Annotated in this window: 18 protein-coding genes; 10 read left to right on the forward strand and 8 right to left on the reverse strand. The window is 71.2% G+C overall.

Features of this window, described 5'->3' with window-relative positions; translation table 11 throughout:
* The first annotated feature begins 164 nt into the window (after window positions 1-164).
* Window positions 165-905 (forward strand): hypothetical protein, encoded by a 741-nt coding sequence (locus ACIRB1_RS16720; RefSeq protein WP_403466033.1) that lies wholly within the window; start codon window positions 165-167, stop codon window positions 903-905.
* 107 nt (window positions 906-1,012) lie between these two features.
* On the opposite strand, the gene ACIRB1_RS16725 is transcribed toward ACIRB1_RS16720, so the two are convergent.
* Window positions 1,013-2,809 (reverse strand): M4 family metallopeptidase, encoded by a 1,797-nt coding sequence (locus ACIRB1_RS16725; RefSeq protein ID WP_403466034.1) that lies wholly within the window; start codon window positions 2,807-2,809, stop codon window positions 1,013-1,015.
* 305 nt (window positions 2,810-3,114) lie between these two features.
* Here ACIRB1_RS16725 and ACIRB1_RS16730 point away from each other — a divergent pair, with 305 nt between their 5' ends.
* The 7 genes from ACIRB1_RS16730 to ACIRB1_RS16760 all read left to right on the forward strand — a co-directional run bounded on the left by ACIRB1_RS16730 (window position 3,115) and on the right by ACIRB1_RS16760 (window position 11,708).
* Window positions 3,115-4,407, forward strand: a complete 1,293-nt coding sequence (locus ACIRB1_RS16730; RefSeq protein WP_403466035.1) for a serine hydrolase domain-containing protein — start codon at window positions 3,115-3,117, stop codon at window positions 4,405-4,407.
* Between the two features lie 172 nt (window positions 4,408-4,579).
* Window positions 4,580-5,923, forward strand: a complete 1,344-nt coding sequence (locus tag ACIRB1_RS16735; protein WP_403466036.1) for a CAP domain-containing protein — start codon at window positions 4,580-4,582, stop codon at window positions 5,921-5,923.
* 66 nt (window positions 5,924-5,989) lie between these two features.
* The gene (locus tag ACIRB1_RS16740; protein WP_352181390.1) at window positions 5,990-6,667 is read left to right on the forward strand and encodes an AIM24 family protein; all 678 of its coding nucleotides are present in this window, start codon (window positions 5,990-5,992) and stop codon (window positions 6,665-6,667) included.
* A 193-nt stretch (window positions 6,668-6,860) separates the two neighbouring features.
* Window positions 6,861-7,820, forward strand: coding sequence for a threonine/serine dehydratase (locus tag ACIRB1_RS16745; RefSeq protein WP_352181389.1), 960 nt, complete (start codon window positions 6,861-6,863; stop codon window positions 7,818-7,820).
* A gap of 340 nt (window positions 7,821-8,160) precedes the next feature.
* On the forward strand, window positions 8,161-9,810 hold the full coding sequence (locus ACIRB1_RS16750; protein WP_403466037.1) for a protein kinase: 1,650 nt from the start codon (window positions 8,161-8,163) through the stop codon (window positions 9,808-9,810).
* Between the two features lie 123 nt (window positions 9,811-9,933).
* Entirely contained in the window at window positions 9,934-10,956 is a 1,023-nt protein-coding gene (locus ACIRB1_RS16755; RefSeq protein WP_352181806.1) for a hypothetical protein, read from the forward strand.
* A 35-nt stretch (window positions 10,957-10,991) separates the two neighbouring features.
* Entirely contained in the window at window positions 10,992-11,708 is a 717-nt protein-coding gene (locus ACIRB1_RS16760) for a DUF2238 domain-containing protein (RefSeq protein WP_403466215.1), read from the forward strand.
* Here ACIRB1_RS16760 and ACIRB1_RS16765 read toward each other — a convergent pair.
* Window positions 11,641-12,129: a DUF6328 family protein gene (locus ACIRB1_RS16765; protein WP_352181387.1), complete on the reverse strand. Its 489-nt coding sequence runs from the start codon at window positions 12,127-12,129 to the stop codon at window positions 11,641-11,643. The two genes, ACIRB1_RS16760 and ACIRB1_RS16765, sit on opposite strands and share 68 nt — an antisense overlap.
* Window positions 12,130-12,175: 46 nt before the next feature.
* Entirely contained in the window at window positions 12,176-13,159 is a 984-nt protein-coding gene (locus ACIRB1_RS16770; protein WP_365306080.1) for an aldo/keto reductase, read from the reverse strand.
* Window positions 13,160-13,295: 136 nt separating this feature from the next.
* Between ACIRB1_RS16770 and ACIRB1_RS16775 the strand changes: the two genes are divergently transcribed.
* The gene (locus ACIRB1_RS16775) at window positions 13,296-15,029 is read left to right on the forward strand and encodes a cholesterol oxidase substrate-binding domain-containing protein (protein ID WP_403466038.1); all 1,734 of its coding nucleotides are present in this window, start codon (window positions 13,296-13,298) and stop codon (window positions 15,027-15,029) included.
* A gap of 183 nt (window positions 15,030-15,212) precedes the next feature.
* Here ACIRB1_RS16775 and ACIRB1_RS16780 read toward each other — a convergent pair whose 3' ends face one another.
* From ACIRB1_RS16780 to ACIRB1_RS16790, 3 genes are read right to left on the reverse strand one after another with little or no spacing between them, the layout of a single operon-like run.
* Complete coding sequence (locus ACIRB1_RS16780; RefSeq protein ID WP_403466039.1) at window positions 15,213-15,878, reverse strand: dihydrofolate reductase family protein; 666 nt, start codon at window positions 15,876-15,878, stop codon at window positions 15,213-15,215.
* A complete protein-coding gene (locus tag ACIRB1_RS16785) occupies window positions 15,878-16,414 on the reverse strand; it encodes an SRPBCC family protein (protein ID WP_403466040.1) in 537 nt (178 codons plus the stop codon). The genes ACIRB1_RS16780 and ACIRB1_RS16785 overlap by 1 nt, the downstream gene beginning before the upstream one ends.
* Complete coding sequence (locus ACIRB1_RS16790) at window positions 16,398-16,760, reverse strand: metalloregulator ArsR/SmtB family transcription factor (protein ID WP_328833500.1); 363 nt, start codon at window positions 16,758-16,760, stop codon at window positions 16,398-16,400. Before ACIRB1_RS16790 ends, ACIRB1_RS16785 begins: the two co-directional genes overlap by 17 nt.
* 138 nt (window positions 16,761-16,898) lie before the next feature.
* Here ACIRB1_RS16790 and ACIRB1_RS16795 point away from each other — a divergent pair, with 138 nt between their 5' ends.
* Window positions 16,899-17,870, forward strand: coding sequence for a squalene/phytoene synthase family protein (locus tag ACIRB1_RS16795; RefSeq protein WP_403466041.1), 972 nt, complete (start codon window positions 16,899-16,901; stop codon window positions 17,868-17,870).
* A 34-nt stretch (window positions 17,871-17,904) separates the two neighbouring features.
* On the opposite strand, the gene ACIRB1_RS16800 is transcribed toward ACIRB1_RS16795, so the two are convergent.
* A complete protein-coding gene (locus tag ACIRB1_RS16800) occupies window positions 17,905-18,495 on the reverse strand; it encodes a TetR family transcriptional regulator (RefSeq protein WP_403466042.1) in 591 nt (196 codons plus the stop codon).
* Window positions 18,492-19,985, reverse strand: coding sequence for an MFS transporter (locus ACIRB1_RS16805; protein ID WP_352185734.1), 1,494 nt, complete (start codon window positions 19,983-19,985; stop codon window positions 18,492-18,494). Before ACIRB1_RS16805 ends, ACIRB1_RS16800 begins: the two co-directional genes overlap by 4 nt.
* Window positions 19,986-20,019 lie beyond the last annotated feature (34 nt).

Genomic DNA, 20,019 nt, shown 5'->3' on the forward strand with positions numbered 1-20,019 from the left:
ATCCCTTCTTTTCCGTCGTCAATAAAAGAAGCAGGATTGGTCGCAGCGAAGATGTGGGCCACCTGTGCCGCGCCGGTGACAGCGGGAGCCGAAGTGCTGGCAGCGGAGGCCGAGTTGACGGCAGGGCGAGCCGCGTTGTCAGTGCCGGGCGGCACAATCGCCGTATGACGACGATCGATTGGTCCGGACTGAACCACGCCTACGGCAGCGCCGAGGACATCCCGGGCCTGTTCGCGCGCCTCGGGGGCGCCGAGGACGACGAGGTGTGGCAGGAGCTGTGGGGCTCGCTGTGCCACCAGGGTTCGGTGTACGACGCGAGTTGGGCGGCGCTGCCCGTGCTCACCGACATCGCGCTCGGCCGGGCACCGGGCGGGGCGGTGCAGGCGGTCACGATGGCCGGGCTGATCACCACGGACCCGGACGAGGAGAGCCGGGTGCGGTACGCGCGGGAGATAGGCCGACTATTGGCCACGGCAAGGGAGTTGCGTGCCGAGCCGGGGCAGGACGCGCACACCTTCGTCTACCTCCAGATGGCGGTGCTCGCCTTCGAGGACGGCGGGGTGTGGGCGGAGGCACTGGAGGGGATCAACAGCGAGGAGTACGAACTGGAGTGCCCCGAGTGCGAGGAGGGCCTGTTCGTCGCGTTCGGCTCGTACGGCGTCTTCACCTCGGCCGGCGACTACGTGACCGGTGCGGGCGCCGAGGACACGGCGCGGCGCACGGAACTCGTCCCGGCGGTACCGGACCGGCTCGACGGCATCGGTGCGCGACTGCACGGCGAGGCGGTCGAGTTCGGACAGCCGGAGGTCGCGCGGGCGCTGACGTACGTGTTCGGGAAGGCGAGCTGTCCGTCCTGCGAGGCGGAGTTCACCGTGTCCGAGGAGATCGAGAAGCAGTGGGTCTGAGGAAGTCCGGAAGCCGGTAGGACCGAGAAGGCCGACAAGCCGGTCGGCCCGGGACCCGGCGGCCGGGTGCCCCGCTCGTGGTTCGCGGCAGGGCACCCGGCCGCTCGTCAGTGCCTGGCGGCAGGGGTGTTGGCGACCGTGACGTTCACGGCGGCCCACGCCTGGTCGACGGTCGTGTACGCGGTGCTGTTCGCGCCGTAGAGGTCCGCCGCCGCCTTCAGGGTCGCGATGCGCGCGTCGTGGAAGTCGGTGGTGGAGACCATGTAGCGGGTGAGCGCGCGGTAGAAGATCGCCGTGGCCTTGGTGCGGCCGATGCCGGTGACCGTGGACCCGTCGTAGGTGGGCGAGTCGTAGGTGAAGCCGCCGATCTTCTTGCTGCCGCTGCCCTCCGCGAGGAGGTAGTAGGCGTGCGAGGAGACCCCGGAACCGGCGTGCACCTCGGCGTCGTAGGCCTGCGGCGACCAGTAGTCGATCGTGCCCTCCAGCTTGTCGAGGGAGGGGTGGTCGAGGCGGCGCAGGAACTTCTGGGCGAGGCCGAGCTTCTCGCCGATGAGGTAGTTCGGCGGGTTCTTGGCGTTGTTCGCGCTGAACTCGACGTTGGAGCCGAAGATGTCCGCGAGTGACTCGTTCAGGGAGCCCGGCTCGCCGAACTGGTTGCCCTCCGCGTCGACGCGGGTCGGCTCCAGCTTCGCGGTGGCGTCCACGACGCCGTGGGTGAGTTCGTGGCCGGTGACGTCGAGGACGACGAGCGGCTTCTTGAACATGTCCCCGTCGCCGTCGCCGTAGAGCATGCAGCCGCAGGTCGAGTCCCAGAAGGCGTTGGCGACCTTCTTGCCGAAGTGGACCATGCCGCGCGCGGCCTTGCCGTTGTTCGCTATGCCCTTGCGGCCGAAGGTCTTCTTGTAGAAGTCCAGGGTCTTGGTGATGCCGAACTGGGCGTCGACGGCGGCGCTGTCGCGGCGCGAGACGGCGCCGTTGCCCCATATGTCGTTCGTGGTCGTGAACTTCTTGCCCTGCGCGAAGCTCTCCAGTTCCCTGCCCTGGGCGTCGCGGGTCTCGGTGCCCCAGCGGGTCGGGTCCTTGAGGAGGTAACTGGTGCGCGCGGTGCGGGTGGTGGTCAGCGGCACCTTGCCGACGAAGAGGGAGGCGCCGGTGCCCGAGGCGGTGACCGGGTAGTGGACCGCGCGGCTCGCGGCGGCCGACGTGAGCGACTTCGGCTGTACGCCGGTGCCGGTGGCGGGGTCCAGGGTCTCGCCGTGCTCGCGCAGGGTGTCGAGGAGCTTGGGCGAGAGGAACTCGTCGCTGTCGGGGGTGTTGCTGCGGATGCCGCCGGTGACGGCGTCGACGACGACCGTGCGGGTGCCGGTCGCGTCGGCGGTGCTGCTGTCGCTGACCGGTATGCGGTAGGCGAGGGCGGCTCCCCCGTCCCGGGCGTCCACGACGAGTTCGGCGGTGCCCGCGTCGCCCCGGGCGACGGCGGCGGCCTTCGCCTCGGCCTGCGCCGCCGTCAGTTCGGGCAGTGTGGTGGCGGGGCTGACGCCGTGGTCGGCCGCCCGGGTGACGCCGGTGTAGGCGAGCCGGCGGGAGAGATGGACGACGAGGTCGCCGCCGAGGACGGGCATGCCCTGGTGCGTGCGGAGGAACCGGACATGCCGTGCGCCCTCGGGGTCGATCAGCACGTCCTGGGCCCGGAGTTCATCGCCCCGCGTGACACCGGTCGCCGTGGCATGGGCGAACGCGGCAGCCCGCGCGGCCGCGACGACGGTGGGGGCGCTGACGCCGGTCGACGCCGTCGCGCGGTCCGTCCCCGTGGCCGGTCCCGCGAAGGCCGTTCCGGCCAGCCCCGTGGCGGCTGTCGTCACCGCGACGGCGACCGCCAGGCTGCGTATGTGGGGTCCACGCATGGATGAGGGCTCCTCCGTTCGAAGACGGCCGGGATCACCAACCGCCTTGTGCCGGGGCGCGGTTGACCGCGTCCCGGGGGGCTGGTCGGGCCCCGAGGAGAAACCCTTGCAAATCCGTCATGTGCATGTAAAGCCGAAATGAACGGGTTTCGAACTTTTCAGGGCAATACTTTGCGAATCCGATCGCTCAGTGATCAGCAAGTGACCAACTGTGCGTCAGCTGTGGAGATGTGACGGGACGCGAGAAGGTTGCCTCGCGCGACTGTGACCGATCTCGCAGACAGAGAGAAACGGGAGAGAACCGCATGGTCTCAAGAACGGTGCGCAGGGCCACGGCCTCGGCGGCGGCACTGCTGACGCTCGCGGCGGTACCGGCCCATGCCGCGAACCACGGGTCGGACACCACGAGCAAGGGTGGGTCGGCCACGCTTCCGCGTCCCGCCGCGGCGGGACGTGCGGCTCCCGACATGGCGGGTCTGCGGGCCGTGCTGCGCACGCTGACGGCGCAGGGCGCGCCGGGGGCGATCGCCCGTATCGACGACCACGGCACGGTCTACACGGCCGCCGCGGGCGTCGACGACCGCACGACCCGCCGCGCCATCGGCAACGCCGACCGCTTCCGCATCGGCAGCATCACCAAGTCGTTCTCGGCCGTCGTCCTGCTCCAACTGGCCGACGCGCACAGGCTGGACCTCGACGCCTCGGTCGACCGCTACCTCCCGGGGCTGCTGCCCGACCGGCGGATCACGGTGCGCCACGTCCTGAGCCACCGCAGCGGTCTCTACGACTACACGAACTCCATGTTCGCCGACTCGGTCTCCGGCTTCGAGGCCGTACGCGACAAGGTCTTCACCTACCGGCAGCTGGTCCGGCTCTCCCTGGACCACGCGCGCACCAACGCGCCGGGCGCCGCCTACTCGTACTCGAACACCAACTTCGTGGTCGCCGGAATGCTCATCGAGAAGCTGACGGGCCACTCCGTGGGCACCGAGTACCGCGACCGCATCATCAGGCCGCTCAACCTGCGCGACACCTTCTACGTCCACCCCGCCACCAAGATCCCGGGCCGCCACGCCCACGGCTACCTCACCCCCGACCGCTCGGGCGCGCAGCTCATCGACGCCACCGACCAGACGGTCTCCTGGGCGCAGAGCGCCGGCGCGGTCATCTCCACCACACGCGACCTGAACACCTTCTTCTCCGCCCTGCTCGGCGGCCGGCTCACCTCCGCCGCCCAGCTCGCGCAGATGGAGCGCTGGACCCCGGTCAACAGCACCACGCGCTACGGCCTCGGGCTGCGGCGCCGCGATCTGTCCTGCGGGGTCTCCGTGTACGGGCACACGGGCGCGGTCCAGGGTTTCTACACCTACTCGTTCACCTCGAAGGACGGCCGCCGCAGCCTCACCGCGCTGGCCAACACCTCCAACAACGGCACGGTCCTGAACACGATGGCGCGGACGCTGGAGTCGGCGTTCTGCGGCGCGCGCACCAAGGCGATCGAGCCGGTCAAGGTCTCGTCCCTCACCGGCCGGGGCTCCCTCGTCACCGAACGGAACGTCGCCTACGAGGACATCGCCCCGGGGATCGCCCGGGACTGAGAGGACACGGACGGGGGGCGAGGGGGCGAGGTCGCACCCCTCGCCCCTCCTCGCGCGGGAACCTCCGCGCCCCGGCGGGACGTTGAACGGCCGACGAGGTCCCCACCGGGCGACAGAGGTCCCCGGCAGGCCCGCGAGGTCACCACCGGGCACGAAAGGCGAGGGCGGTGCCATGAACGAGCTGGTGCCGGGCGGAAATCTGCCCCTCCCCGGCGGTGCGCTCACCCTGCGGGTGCCCGGCCCCTTCGACGTGTCGGCGCTGATCACCGACGTGAGCGGCAAGGTCGGCGGCGACGCGGACTTCGTGTTCTACAACCAGCCGACGACACCCGGAGCGCGCCTCCAGGGCGACACCCTGACCATCGACCCGGCCCGCCTGCGCCCCGGCGCCGCGCGGGTCACGGTGGTCATCAGCTCCGCCGATCCCGCCGCTCCCCTGGGCCGCCTGCCCGCACCCACCCTCCACGTGACCGACACCGCCGGCCGCCCCGTCGCCCGCTTCACCCCACCGCGCTCCCAGCAGGAGACGGTCCTTCTCCTCGCCGAGCTGTACCGACGCGGGACCGGCTGGAAACTGCGCGCGCTGGGACAGGGCTACGCCGACGGACTCGCGGGCATCGCACGGGACTTCGGCGTGGACGTCGCGGAAGACGTGACGCCCGTGCCCCCACGACCGGCTTCCCCACCCTGGTCGGCAGCCTCAACCGGCTCCCGCCCCCACTCGGCCTCCCCGGCACCCGACCCCACCGGTTTCCTCGCCCTGGCCAACTCGGCCCGCGCCGGCGCCGGTTCACCGCCCGTCTCGCTCGACCCCCGGCTCGCGTCCGCCGCGCAGGCGCACGCGTCCGACATGGCCGCCGCGGGACGGCTCGGTACCGAGGGCCGTGACGGCACGTCCGTGTACCAGCGCGTCCTGCGCGCCGGTTACTCGTATCTCACCGTCGGCGAGCACCTGGTCTCCGGCCCGCGCACTCCGGCCGAGTTCGTCGACTACTGCCTGCGCACCGAGCAGGCCCGGCAGACGCTGCTGGAGCGGGTCTTCACGCACGCGGGTCTCGCGCAGGCCCTCGATCCCCGTTCGGGTGACGTCTACTGGACGGCGCTGTGGGCACGGCCTCTCACCACGGGCAATCTCGCCAACACGGCGGAGAAGGTCGTCCAGCTGACCAACGCGGAGCGCGCGAGGGCCGGGCTGCGCGCGCTCGCAGTGGACCCGTTGCTGGCCGCCGCCGCGCAGGCGCACAGCACCGACATGGTGGCCCGCGCCTTCTACTCCCACACCTCCCCCGACGGCTCCCAGCCCTGGGACCGGGCCGCGGCGGCGGGTTCGCGCAGGCGCAGCATCGGCGAGAACATCGCCTGCGGTCAGCGCTCCCCCGCCGAGGTGGTGGAGGGCTGGATGAACAGCCCCGGCCACCGCGCCAACATCCTGAAGCCGGACTTCACCCACATAGGCATCGGCCTCGCGGGCGGCGGTCAGATGGGGACGTACTGGACGCAGCTCTTCGGCGCCTGACCGTCCGGCACGTTCAACCCGTCCCCGATCTTGGCGGAATGAGATCTTCCGGGTCAGGATGCCCGCATGAAGGGTGATCTGTTTTCCAGTGAGCACATGGTGCAGCCGGCCACCGCGCCGGGCATGACCGTAGAGAACGCCAAATGCATCAGATACGCGGTCAACGGCGAGATGCTCGCCCGCCAGGGGGCGATGATCGCCTACCGCGGCAACCTCCAGTTCGAACGCAAGGGCCAGGGCGTGGGCGGCATGCTCAAGCGCGCGGTCACCGGTGAGGGGCTGCCGTTGATGGCGGTGCGCGGCCAGGGCGAGGCGTGGTTCGCGCACGAGGCGCAGAACTGCTTCGTGGTCGAGATCGACCCCGGTGACGAGTTCACCGTCAACGGCCGCAACGTCCTGTGCTTCGACGCCTCGTTGTCGTACACGATCAAGACGGTGAAGGGCTCCGGCATCGCGGGCGGCGGCCTGTTCAACAGCGTCTTCACCGGGCAGGGCAAGCTGGGCCTGGTCTGTGAGGGCAACCCGCTGGTGATACCCGTCTCGCCGCAGTACCCGGTGTACGTCGACACGGACGCGGTGGTCGGCTGGTCGGCCCACCTCCAGACCTCGTTGCACCGCTCCCAGTCCATCGGCTCGATGCTGCGCGGCGGTTCGGGCGAGGCCGTCCAGCTCATGCTCCAGGGCGAGGGTTTCGTCGTCGTACGCCCGAGCGAGGAGACCCCGCAGAAGGCCCAGCAGCACTGAGGCACCGGCGGGCGGTCCACGACCTCGCCGTCCGCTACGACGCCTTGATCCGCGGCAGCCGACGCGCGCCCTGGCCGCCCCTGGCCGGGGCGGAGTGCCGGGCGGGTCCGAAACGTGTTGACCTGCGGGTCCCTCGCAGGTCAGGGTCGGAGCGGCACGGCTCACCAGTCCCCGTGCCGAGAGGATGACTGCCTTGATCGGCATCTCGGACATCGAAGCCGCCGCCGAGCGGATCGCCGGACACGTCGTACGCACCCCGACCGTGGAGAGCTTCGGACTCTCGGAGCTGCTCGGGGTGCCGGTCACGACCAAGCTGGAGCTGTTGCAGCGCACGGGTTCCTTCAAGGCGCGCGGGGCGGCGGCGAAGCTGCTGTCGCTGAGCGAGGGCGAGCTGGCCGCCGGAGTGGTGGCGGTCAGCGGCGGCAACCACGGGATCGCGCTCGCGGTCATGGCGGCGGCGCTCGATGTGAAGGCGACGGTGGTCATGCCCCGTTCGGCACCGGCGCGGTCCATCGCGCTGGTGGAGGCGACGGGCGCGTCGCTGCGGCTGACCGAGGACATGCCGAGCGCGTTCGCGCTGGTGAACCGGTTGCGGGACGAGGGGCTGACCCTGGTCCACCCGTTCGACGACCCGGTGGTGATCGCCGGACAGGGCACCGTGGGCCTGGAGTTCGCGGAGGACGCCGGTGACCTCACCGACGTCCTGGTCAGCATCGGCGGCGGTGGCCTGATCGCGGGCGTCGCCGTCGCCCTGCACGCCCGGCGGCCCGGCATCCGGGTCTGGGGCGTGGAGACCGAGGGCGCCCTGGCCATGACCGAGGCGCTGGCGGCGGGCGGCCCCGTGCCGGTCACGCCGTCGTCGATCGTGACGACACTCAGCGCGCCGAGCGTGGCGCAGCTGACGTACGACCATGTGTCGGCCCTCGTCACCGAGGTGCTGAGCGTCCCGGACCGGGAGGCCGTGCGCGGGTGTCTGGATCTCGCCGAGCACGCCAAGGTGTGGACCGAGCCCGCCGCGGGCTGTCTGCTGCCCGCCGCCCGGCAGGTGCTGGAGCGAGTCGGCGACGGCGCCCGGCTCGGCCTCGTGGTCTGCGGGGGCAACGCGACCGTCGGGGAGATCGCGGGCTGGTCGGACGAGTTCGGGCTGCGCTGACAAACCGTCAATGAGGCTCGACGACGGACTCGTTGACGGGAGTCACGACGAAGTTGTCGACAAACACTGGGGTATTGAGGGTCTCCGGGTCGCCGTTTACCGCTGGTTACCACCAGGTCCGGCGTTGATATTCCGCCACGGGCGCCTCCGTGGCGAATTCCGCCGGGCCGGGACACGAGCGGCGACCTGGGACCTCCTTGCGACTCCTTTTTCTCGCACACCTGCTCGCAGCCGTTGAATAAAAGGCAGAAAACACCGGGGAATTGGGCTTCGTTTGAACGCAGCCCGCCACACCCGCCGTACCTCTGGGAAAGGTGAGAAACCAGGGGTTCAGCGAGGGATGGCCATGGTCGAGACACATGTCTCCGCACACGAGTTGGTGGCCGGCAGATACCGGCCCATGGAGGTCGCGCACCGCGAGACCAACCTGGTCTCCTGGTACGGCGAGGACACGATCGCCGAACGCCCCTGCCTCCTCACGCAGGTGACCCTCCCCGCCGCCCCGGAAGGCGAGGGCACCGGGCGGACCGCCGCCGGTGTCCTGCGCACCACCGAGACCATGGTGCTGCTCGCCCCCACCCGGGTCGCCCCGGTCATAGACGCCATGGAGGACCGCGGCACGCTGTGGACCGTCACCGACTGGATCGACGGCGTCCCGCTCGGCCAACTCCTCGCCCAGCAGGGCACGTTCCACTATGTCCGGGCCGCCCGCATCGGACTCGAACTGCTCGACATCCTGGAGACCGCGCACAGCGAGGGCATCACCCACGGCGAACTCAGCCTCGGCCAGGTCTTCGTGCGCGACCAGGGCGGGGTCGTCCTCACCGGCTTCGGCCTGGCGGGCGCCACCCTCGCCCCGCGCATCACCGCCCCGTCGTACGCGTCGCCGGAGCAGGCCCGCGACGAACGCATCGGCCCCGCCGCCGACTTGTGGGCGCTCGGCGCGATCCTCTACACCCTGGTCGAGGGGCATCCGCCGTTCCGCGACCGGGGCCGCCCCGAGGCGACGCTGAAGGGTGTGGACCGGCTCCCGATGCGCGGCCCGTCGCGGGCCGGGCCACTGGCGCAGATCGTGCAGGGGCTGCTGCGCAAGAACTCCCGTGAGCGGCTGACCCGCCCGGTGGTCCGCGAGTCCCTCACCCGCATCCTCACCGACGACCCGTACGCCGACCGCGAGCCGGTCCCGCTGCACCGGCTGCGGCGCGCCTACGACACCGTCCGCGGCGCGGGCACCACCTGGAGCGGACGGGGCATGGCCGCCGGGACCGCCCTAGCCGTCGGCACCGTCACGGTCGCCGTCCTCGCCGCGACCCATCAACTCCCCGGCACCCAGACCTCGGCGGCCACCTCGCCCTCGCCGCTGCCGTCCGCCTCGGCCACGGTCGGCACACCGGGCGACACCGTCGACGGTCACGCCTACTCCCCGTCCGCGACCCCGTCGCCCACGTCCCCCGCCGCACCTCCCGCCTCCGTGTCCGCCGCCGCCTCGCCCTCCGTCACCGCTTCGCCCTCGCCCTCCCCCAGCGCCTCGGCGCTGCCCGCGGGCTTCCGCGTGTTCAAGGCGTCGCAGGGCTTCTCCGTGGCGCTGCCCAAGGGCTGGAAGGTGGTGGAGACCCAGCAGGTGTCCAGCGCCTACCGGGTCACCTTCGGCGCCACGGGCGACCCGCGCACGCTGGCCGTGACGTACAGCACACAGGCGGGCCCGGACCCGGTGGCCGTCTGGCGGGACGACGTCCTCCCCGGGCTCAGGCGGACCGAGGGCTTCCAGCAGATCGGCGACATCAGAGCCACGACCTTCCAGGGCGACAAGGCGGCCGACCTGGAGTGGTTCTCCGGGACGGGCGACGACCGGGTGCGCACCCTCGGGCGTGGTTTCCTGATCGGCGGCGGGCGCAGTTTCTCGCTACGGTGGACGACGCCCGCCGACGCGTGGAACGACGCCGCCAACCGCCAGGCCCTGGGGACCTTCTTCAAGACCTTCCGGCGGTGATCGCATGACGGCGCCGGTGGCGACGCGAAGGCCGGGCGCTCAAACCAGCGGCAATGGGTGGATATAGGCTGCGTGTTCGCACCGTGCCTCATCACAAGCCCAGGAGAGTCCGCCTTGACCGTAGTGATCGACCAGGCCGAGACGTCTTTCACCGCCCTCGACGACGCCGGCCTCGTGGCCCGGGACGCGCACGAGTTCGGAGCCTACGCCCGCACCGGCGGCTGGGCGTTCGGCCTCAAGGTGGCGCGCAGCGTCCGGCCCGGCGGGCAGAGCGCGGACGAGACACCGAAGGTGTCCGCGAAGGAGTTCGCCGAACTCGCCGACTGCTCCCCCGAGCGCGTCATGCGCTACTACAAGGCCTGGGACCGGGCCGCGGACGACGGTCTCGTCCCGCACTTCGAGGAGCTGGCCCCCGGCCAGGAGGTCGAACTCCCGGACGCGGACGTGTGGTTGACCTACTACGTCTCCCGTTCCAGCGCCACCTCCGAGCGCGGCACCGCCATCACCGAGGCCGCCGAGGCCGAGGGCATCCGCCCCACCAAGGCGCTGGAGGTCGCGGAGAACCCGACCGCGCTGCGTGCCGCGATCCTCGCCGACCCCTCCACCGCGCGGGCCGCCCGCCAGGCCCTGCTGGACCGTGTCCGTGAGGACCCCGAGCTCCAGTCCGAGCTGGCCCGGGACGTCGTCCGCACGGACGACCTGAAGAAGGCCGTGGCGACGGAGAGCCGCTCGGCGGACCGCATCGGGTACGTGCGGCAGATCGCCGAGTCGGGCCAGATCAAGACGCCCGCGGGCCAGACCGTCGACGCGCCCGTCGACCTGCGCCAGGAGGCCGAGCGGCACCTGTCCCTCCTCGACGAGCTGGAGGACGGCGAGGACACCGGCGAGTGGGCCACCGAGGCCTACGACACGATGAAGAACCTGGTCGTCGAGGCGGTCGAGGCCGACCCCGAACTGCGCGTCCAGGAGAAGCGGACCAAGTTCTACAGCAGCCTCCAGAAGGCGACGAAGGCGTTCGAGGAGCTGACCTTCGACGACGCCCAGGACTTCTACGAGGACGACATGGTCCAGCGCCTCGAAGAACTCCAGCAGGCCATCGACAGCTGCCTCAACGCGCTGCGCAGGACCACCACTCCGGGTGAGTAGCCGTACTCATGCCACGAGTTGGGCCTTCGGACACGATGGGGCTCCCCACGACAAGGGAGCCCATCGTGTCCGTTCCTGTTTCCCGGCGCCGACTGCCGGCCGTCATGGCCGCGCTGGTGGTCGTCGGCATGGCCGTCTCGGCCTGGCATCCGCACGACCGCACGACCTGGTTCCTGGAGACCGTGTGGGTCTTCATCGGCCTCCCGGCGATCGTCCTGACCTGGCGCCGCTTCCCCCTGACCGGTCTGCTGTGCTGCCTGCTCGCCGTCCACGCGCTGGTCCTCGCCGTGGGCGGTCACTACACGTACGCGGAGGTACCGGCGGGCGACTGGGTCCGGGACACCTTCGGCCTCAGCCGCAATCCCTACGACCGTCTCGGCCACCTGATGCAGGGTTTCGTGCCCGCGGTCCTGGTGCGGGAGGTGCTCACCCGGACCTCGCCCCTGCGCGGCAGCCGCTGGCTGGCTCCGCTCACGGTGTGCGCGTGTCTCGCCTTCAGCGCCCTGTTCGAGCTGTTCGAGTGGGCCGCGGCCGTGATCGGCGGGCACGGCGCGGACGCGTTCCTGGCCACTCAGGGCGATGTGTGGGACACGCAGTGGGACATGTTCTGCGCGCTGATCGGGGCCACGGTCTCGGTGCTGGTGCTGAGCCGGGTGCACGACCGGCAGCTGGCGCGGCTCGGGGTCATCGGGTCGTATGCCGGTGCCGTGTCCACAACGGCAGCACGAACCAGCACAGCAGGTACCAGATGACCACCCCGGAGACCAGCCAGGGCACATAGCCGTCATGCGTGGCGACCCGGAGGATCAGCAGCAGCGCGGAGGCCATCGTGGCGAGCAGCAGCACGAGCCCGACGAAGGTCAGCCGGGACGCCCAGCGCACCGCCTGCGGTTTCACCTTCCGGCCGGAGACCAGCCGGTGCAGGGACACCGGGCCGATCAGGGCGCCGGTGGCGGTGGCGCCGAGGACGACGGTCACGATGTACAGGACCTGGTTCGCGTGCTCGAGCTGCGCGTACTTCGGGGTGAAGACGACGGTGAGCAGGAACCCGAAGAGGATCTGTACACCGGTCTGTGCGACCCGGATCTCCTGGATCAGCTCGCCCCACATCCGGTCGGCCCGCTCGTCCTCGGACTCGTCGCGCCCCGACCGCCGTTCTTCCTCCTGGATCATGCGGTCCGTGTAACCGGACCGCCGACCCTTCAAACGGAGCCGCGGCCTACCAGCGGCCCTCGACCTGGTCCTTGATCCTGCGGTCGTAGAGGTCCCTGATCGCGGTGAGCGTGTCCTGGGACAGCGCGGGCAGCTTCGCCGCCGCCGCGTTGGCGCGGGCCTGTTCGGGTGAGCGGGCGCCGGGGATGACCGAGGTGACACCGGGCTGGTCGATGATCCAGCGCAGGGCCAGCTGGGCCGGGGTGTACCCCTCCGGGGCGAGCGCGGAGAACTCGGCGGCGGCCTCGACACCGGTCGTGTAGTCGACGCCGGAGAAGGTCTCGCCCTGGTCGAAGGCCTCGCCGTGCCGGTTGTAGGTGCGGTGGTCGTTCTCCGGGAAGACCGTGTCCTTGGTGTACTTGCCGGAGAGCAGCCCGGAGGCGAGCGGCACGCGCGCGATGATGCCGACGCCCGCCTCCTGGGCGGCCGGGAGCACCTGGAGCAGGGGCTTCATGCGGAAGGCGTTGAGGATGATCTGCACGCTGGTCACGTTCGGCCGGGCGATCGCGGTGAGGGCTTCCTCGCAGGTCTCCACGCTGACGCCGTACCGGGCGATGCGCTCCTCGGCGACCAGGGTGTCGAGGGCGTCGAACACCTCGTCCGAGGAGTACACCGGCGTCGGCGGGCAGTGCAGCTGCACGAGGTCGATGCGGTCGACGCCGAGGTTGCGGCGCGAACGGTCGTTCCACGCACGGAAGTTGTCCAGGACGTAGTTCTCGGGGATCTGGTCGACGCGGCGGCCCATCTTCGTCGCGACCAGGACGTGCAGGTCGGGCCGGCCGCTCAGGAACGTGGCGATGGTCTGCTCGCTGCGGCCGTCGCCGTACACGTCGGCCGTGTCGAAGAAGGTCACCCCCGACTCCGCCGCCGCCTCCAGCACGGCGAGGGCTTCCTTGTCGTCGACGTCTCCCCAGTCGGCGCCCAGCTGCCAGGTGCCGAGACCGACGACGGACAGCTGCTGATTCGACCTGCCGATTACACGTTCGTCCATGGAGCCAGTCTGTCATCCGTCACGGACATGCGCGGACCGGGCTCGTCCTGGTCATGACCTGTGAATCTTTCACTCGGACGAGTGAATAGGTTCGACAGGATGCCTACTCGTGTCAACGCCCGCCTAGCGTGTGCGCGTGACCGATCATGTGGCGAACAACCTCCAGCCGGGGAACGGCAGTTCCGCTCCCTGGACCCGTCGGGGCTTCCTCCGCTCAGCGGCGGCCCTGGCCGTCGTACCCGTGCTCCTGACGGCCGATCCGGCCGTCGCCGCGGCCGAGCTGCCCGACTTCCCCGCCGAGGTCGGCCTCTACCGCTCCGCGTACCGGAACTGGGTCGGCGAGATCACCGCCGACGGCCTGTGGGCCTGCGCCCCGACCGACGCCGACCAGGTGCTGGCCGTCGTCAACTGGGCCTGGCGGCACGGCTGGCGGGTCCGCCCGCGCGGCTCCTCGCACGGCTGGTCACCCCTGACGATCGAGTCCGGTACGACGTCCGACGCGCCGGTGCTGCTGGTCGACACCGCCCCGCACCTCACCGGCCTGGCACTCGATTCCCGTTCGGCGGTACGCGCCGGCCCCGGCATCACCCTGGAGGCCCTGCTCACCTTCCTGGAAGGCGAGGGCCTCGGTCTCACCGCCTCGCCCGCCCCGGGTGATCTGACGCTCGGCGGCGCCCTGGCCATCGACGCGCACGGCACGGCCGTACCGGCGCACGGCGAGGAGCGGACGACGGGGCACACGTTCGGGTCGCTCAGCAATCTGGTGCTGGAGCTGACGGCCGTGGTGTGGGACGCGGACATGGGCGCGTATGTGCTGCGGACCTACACGCGCGACGAGGCGGACTGCGCGGCGCTGCTCACGCATCTGGGGCGGGCGCTGGTCACCGAGGTCGTGCTGCGGGTCGGGGCGAACGCGAACCTGCGCTGTGTGAGCCGTACGGACATCCCGGCCGGCGAGTTGTTCGCGGCGCCCGGGTCCGGCGGGCGGACCTTCGCGAGCTTCCTGGACGCGTCGGGGCGGGCGGAGGCGATCTGGTTCGCGTTCACCGAGTTCCCGTGGCTGAAGGTGTGGAGCGTAGCGCCGACCCGCCCGCCGGCCTCGCGGCGCGTCTCGTCGCCGTACAACTATCCGTTCTCCGACAACGTGCCGACGGTCGTCGCCGATCTCGTCGGGCGTATCACGTCCGACGCGGCGTGGTATCTGGCGCCGGTGCTCGGCAATGCCCAACTCACCGCCGCGACACTGGGGTTGACGGCGACGCTGTCGGCGGACATCTGGGGGCCGTCGAAGAACACGCTGCTGTACATCAAGCCGACGACGCTGCGGGAGACCGCGAACGGGTACGCGGTGCTGACCACCCGGGCCCAAGTGCAGCGCGTGGTGCACGAGTTCACCGCCTTCTACCGGAAGCGGCTCACCGCGTACGCCGCGCTCGGCCGGTTCCCCGTCAACGGCACCGTGGAGATCCGGGTGACCGGTCTCGACCACCCCGCCGACACCGAACTGGACGGCGCCCGCGCCCCGTTGCTCTCCGCGCTGCGCCCGAGCACCGAGCACCCCGAGTGGGACACGGCGGTCTGGCTGGACGTCCTGACACTGCCCGGAACGCCCTACGCGGAGGAGTTCCTGCGGGAGTTGGAGCAGTTCCTGCTGCGCTCGTACGACGGCACGGACGCGCTGACGCGGGTCGAGTGGTCGAAGGGCTGGGCCTACACCGAGCGGGCCGGGTGGAGCGACGAGGAGGTGCTCGGCACGGCGATCCCGGGGTCGTTCGGGGAGTCGGTGTGGGGACAGGCGGCGGGCACCTTCGACCGGCTGGACCCGCACGGGGTGTTCGGGAACGCCTTCCTGGACCGGCTGTTCGGCTAGGGACTGCTAGGTCGTGTCCGCAAAGTCCCGTCGTCCGCCCGGAGGGCGGGCCTCGCGGCGTCCAGTGCGTGCGCTCGGTGTGCCGCCCGGAAGCCCCCGTACTGGACGTACTTGGGCTTCCGGGCGGTGCGGCGAGCGTGCGTGCCGGGCGTCGCGAGGCAGGCGGGACTTTGCGGACACGGCCTAGCGCTTCGCGGTGGTGTAGGTCAGGTGGGTCACCCGGGACGAGGCGTCCGAGCGGGCCTGGGTCAGGGCGAGGCGGTCGGGGTCCACGTGGTCGAACAGGCGGATGCCGGTGCCGAACAGCACGGGCGCGAGCGTGATCGAGAACTCGTCGACCAGGCCCGCGTCCAGGTACTGCTGGATGGTCTCGGCGCCGCCGGCGATCCGCACGTCCCGGTCACCGGCCGCCTCGCGGGCCTGGTCGAGGGCGCTCTCGATGCCGTCGTCCACGAAGTGGAAGGTGGTGCCGCCCGGCCGCTCCCACGGATCGCGCGCGGTGTGGGTGACCACGAACACCGGGGTGTGGAACGGCGCTTCCTCCGGCCAGGACAGCTCACCGGCGTCGAACATGCGCCGACCCATGACGCTCGCGCCGGTGCGCTCGTAGGTCGCCCGGGCGACGTCGTTGTCGGTGCCCTCCTCGCCGCCCTCGCCGAGTTTCAGGTTCTCCCGGAAGAAGCGGAGCGGGAACACCCATGCCTGAAGCTCCGACCACTTCGCCATCCAGCGCCGGACCCTGGGGTCGCTCTGGCCCGCCGACGAGAAGACGTCCTCGAAGGGCACGTCCTCCGGTGCCATGAAGCCGTCGAGCGACATCGTCACACTGAAGAACACCTTGCCGGCCATCAGTCCTCGACTCCCTTGGGTGCGGTCCCGTCCATGTCGCCTGCGTCCCGGGTGAGTTCGGCGACGTAGGCCGCCAGGTTGTCCAGCGTCTGCTCGCCGCCCTCGATGGCGTGGTACTTCTCCACGGCCTCGTCGCGGAGTTCCTTCGTGGGGAACAGCGTGCGCATGACGATCCGGGTCCGCCCGCCGGCCGGTTCGAAGGTCAGGGCCGACGCGAAGGAGTTCGGGTCGTCGCGGGACTCGCCGTGCAGCAGCTCGATCCGCTCCGGCGGGACGATCTCCCGCCAGGTGATCCACTCCTGGTAGTCGGTGCCGTCCGGCCCGTGCATCACGAAGTCCCAGGCGCCGCCGACGCGGAACGCGAAGGACCGGGTCGTGGTGGTGAAGCCCGCCGGTCCCCACCACCGGGACAGGTGCCTGACCTGGGTGAACGCCTCGAACACCAGCTCCCGCGGCGCGTCGATCACCCGGGAGATCACAATCTCGCGGTCCGCGGTCGATTGGGCGGCCTCGCCGCCGCTACCGGTCGTCGCCATCGTGTGGTCCTTCCTGTCTTTCCCGCTTCAACTCCTGGACGTAGTCGTCCAGTCGGCCGAAGCTCTCGTTCCAGAACCGCTCGAAACCGCCGACCCATGCATGGACCGGCCGCAGTCCGCTCGCGTCCAGGCCGTACAGCCGCTGTCTGCCCGCCTCACGGACCGTGACGAGCCCGACCTCTCGGAGGACCCGCAGGTGTTTGGACGCCTGCGGCTGGGTCATCCCGAGGTCGCGCGCCAGGTCGGTCACCGGTCGCTCGCCGAACCTCAGCAGCACCAGGATCTCCCTGCGCTGCGGTTCGGCGATCGCGTTGAACGCGTCCGAGGTCGTCGCCGCTCGTGCCATGACACCATCGTATGCCCATATAGGCATGTGTCAACGCCTCTCGCCCGGCCCGTCACCGGCGCCGTGCCGCGCGCCCACTACGCTTCCGAGGTCACTCGCCGTGCCGGACGGCCGAGGAAGGAACGCAAGAGGAGAGTCGTGACCCGCTGGTCCACCGCCCTGAAGACGGCGGGTGTCACCGACCCGCGACTACGACGCGCCTACGACGCCCAGCGCCGGCTCGTCCGCAGGTTCGCGCCGCACGAATACGCCGCCGTACGGCTGCTGTTGCCGCCAGAGCTGCATCCCCCGGCCGTCGCCGCGGTGGCCTATATGCATGCGACCGACGAACTCATCGACACCGGCGCCGTGGACGTCCGCACCACGGTCCTCGCCTCCTGGGACGCCGAGACCACGGCAGCCCTGGACGGCGGTGAACTCCCCTCCGACGAGACCCTGTTGGCGCTCCGGGACACCACGCTCCGGCACCCTTACCTGGCCGCCCGGGTGCGGGACTTCCTCGACGGCGCCACGGTCGAGGTGAAGTGGACCGGCTTCGCGACGGAGGCCGACTTCCAGGCCTACGTGGACAGTTACGCACTGCCCGCCCTGATGCTCACCGCGTCGCTGCTCGCGCCCGATCCCGACGCCGGCCCCGGCGATCCGTACGTCCGGGGGTGCCGCGCGCTGATCGAGGGACTCCAGCGCACCGACTTCCTGGCAGATCTCGCGGAGGACGCCGAGGACGGCCGTATCGGCATCCCGGAGGACGAACTGGTCCGGCACGGGCTCACGTTCGAGGATCTGCGCGGCAGGTCGGAGGCCGCCGTGCCCGCGCTGGAGCGACTGGTCCGCGAGCAGGCCGACCTCGCCGAGGCCACGCTCCCGGAGGGCCGCACGCTGCCCGCTCTGGTCGCCGCCGAGCACCGCCCGTTCCTCGACGCGCTGATCGCCGTCCAGGAACTGCGGCTGCGCGCGGTACGGCGCGAGGGCGGGAAGCTGATCCGACGCGGGGCGAACCCGGCGGTCCTCGCCGGTCTCGGGGTCCTGGCCCGGCAGTACGGGCGAGCACGGAAGGCACGGCGCCGGGCACGCCAGGGCCTGTCCGGCACTTCCCGTCGTCGCCCGTAGCCCGGCAGACGGGAAGTGCCGGACAGGCCCTGGGTCAGCGGGGCGTCAAGTGGGCCTGCACAGTGGGTCCGTAGCGCTCCACGACGGTGTCGATCGCGGTCGCGCGCAGCCGGGTGCCGCGCGCGATGCCGTACATGACGCCGAGGCCGAGGATGGTCGCGACGGCGAGTTCGGCGCGCAGGGCGGGATCGGGGCCCGAGAGGCGCTCGGTGAGGCGGTCGACCACCTGGGCGCGGAAGTTGACGCGCAGGATGTCGCCGCGGTCGCCCTGGATCGGTGCGAACGCGATCCGCAGCAGCGGGTCGGCGCCCCGCTCGCGCTGACTGACCAGGACGTGCCGGACCATGTGGTGGCCGAGTCCGTCGAGCGGGGCGTCCAGCAGGTCCGCCGCGTCGGTCTCGAAGGACATGACGCGGGCGAAGAGGGCGTCCTTGTTGCCGAAGTACTTGAGGATCAACGGCGCGCTGACACCGGCGCGTTCGGCGACGGCCTTGAGGGTGATGTCGGCGTGCGCGTTGCGCGCGAGGAGGTAGCGGGCGGCCCTGAGGATGGCCGCCTTGGTCGCCTCGGCGTCACGGCGGGCGGGCGGGGACGCGGTGGGGGGAGTGGCGCTCACGGCACTCATGCTCCCTCCAGCGCCTCGTTCCGCGCGCCCTCGGCGCGGTCCGGGGTGCGCCGTGTGTCGTCGGGGGCGGGGTCGCCCGGGATGGTCAGGGCCGCCGCGGCGGCCACCAGGGCGATGGCTCCGGCGATGCCGAACGCCATCAGGTAGCCGTGCAGCGTGGGCAGCGGGAGCCCGCCGACGAGGCTGGTGTGATGGACCAGCACGGCGGCGACCACGGCGCTGGAGGTGGCCTGGCCGATGGTGCGCATCAGCACGTTGACGCCGTTCGCGGACGCGGTCTGGCCGGCCGGGACGGCGCGCAGGATGAGGGTGGGCAGCGCCGAGTACGCGAAGGTGGTGCCGGTGGCGACGACCGTCGCGCCGAGGATGATCGTCCACAGGTCGCGGCTGTCGGCGATGCGCACCACATAGCCGAGCGCGATGATCGCGGCGCCGATGGCGAGCGTGATGCGCGGACCGCGCGCCGCCGAGATCCGGGCCGAGACGGGCGAGAGCAGCAGCATGGTGACCCCGCCGGGCAGCAGGCACAGGCCGGTCTGCACGATGGACAGTCCGAGCCCGTACCCGGTGGCCTTGGGCGCCTGCACCAGTTGTGCGGTGACCAGCGAGTTGGCGTAGAACGCGAAGCCGGTCAGCAGGGCCGCCACATGCGACAGGCCCACCCTCGGCCTGGACACCAGCCGCAGGTCCACCAGGGGCTGTTCCACCCGGAGTTGCTGCCACCACCACAGCCCGAGCACGACGACCGTGGCGAGGAACAGCGACAGGATCCGCCCGCTCCCCCACCCCCACTGCCCGCCCTGCGACACCCCGAGCAGCAGACACACCAGCCCTACGGCCAGTCCGAGCGCGCCGAGCACGTCGAAGCGGCCCGGTTCGCGGACGGGCGACTCGCGCACCGCCCACCAGATCGCCCACACGCCGAGTGCGCCGAGCGCGCTGGTCGCCCAGAACATGACGTGCCAGTTGGCGTACTGCACGATCAGCGCGGCGAGCGGCAGTCCGAGCGCGGCGCCGATGCCGACGGTGGAACTCATCAATGCGACGGCGCCGCCCCGGCGTTCGGGGGGAAGTTCGTCGCGCAGGATGCTGATCGACAGGGGGACGACGGCCGCGGCGGCGCCCTGGAGGGCACGGGCGAAGATCAGTACGCGGATGTCGGAGGACAGCGCGCACATGACCGAGCCGACGGTCATCAGCGCGAGCGCGCTGGTCAGCACGCGCCGCTTGCCGTACATGTCACCGGCCCGGCCGAGCACGGGGGTGAGGACGGCGCCGGAGAGGAGGGTCGCGGTGACCATCCAGGAGACGGCGCCCGCGGAGGAGTGGGTCAGCCGGGGCAGCGACGGCAGCAGCGGGACGACCACGGTCTGCATGACCGCCATGAGGATGCCGCCGAACGCCAGCACCGGAACGGTGAGCCGGTCCCGGAAGGGGGTCCGCCCGGCGAGGCTGCCGGACGGCTCGGGTATCGGGACGGGCTGGCCCATGGGCACTCCACAGCTGGCATAAAGGAGGTGAATG

The sequence above is a fragment of the Streptomyces sp. NPDC096013 genome, assembly GCF_044763565.1.
Classification (GTDB): domain Bacteria; phylum Actinomycetota; class Actinomycetes; order Streptomycetales; family Streptomycetaceae; genus Streptomyces.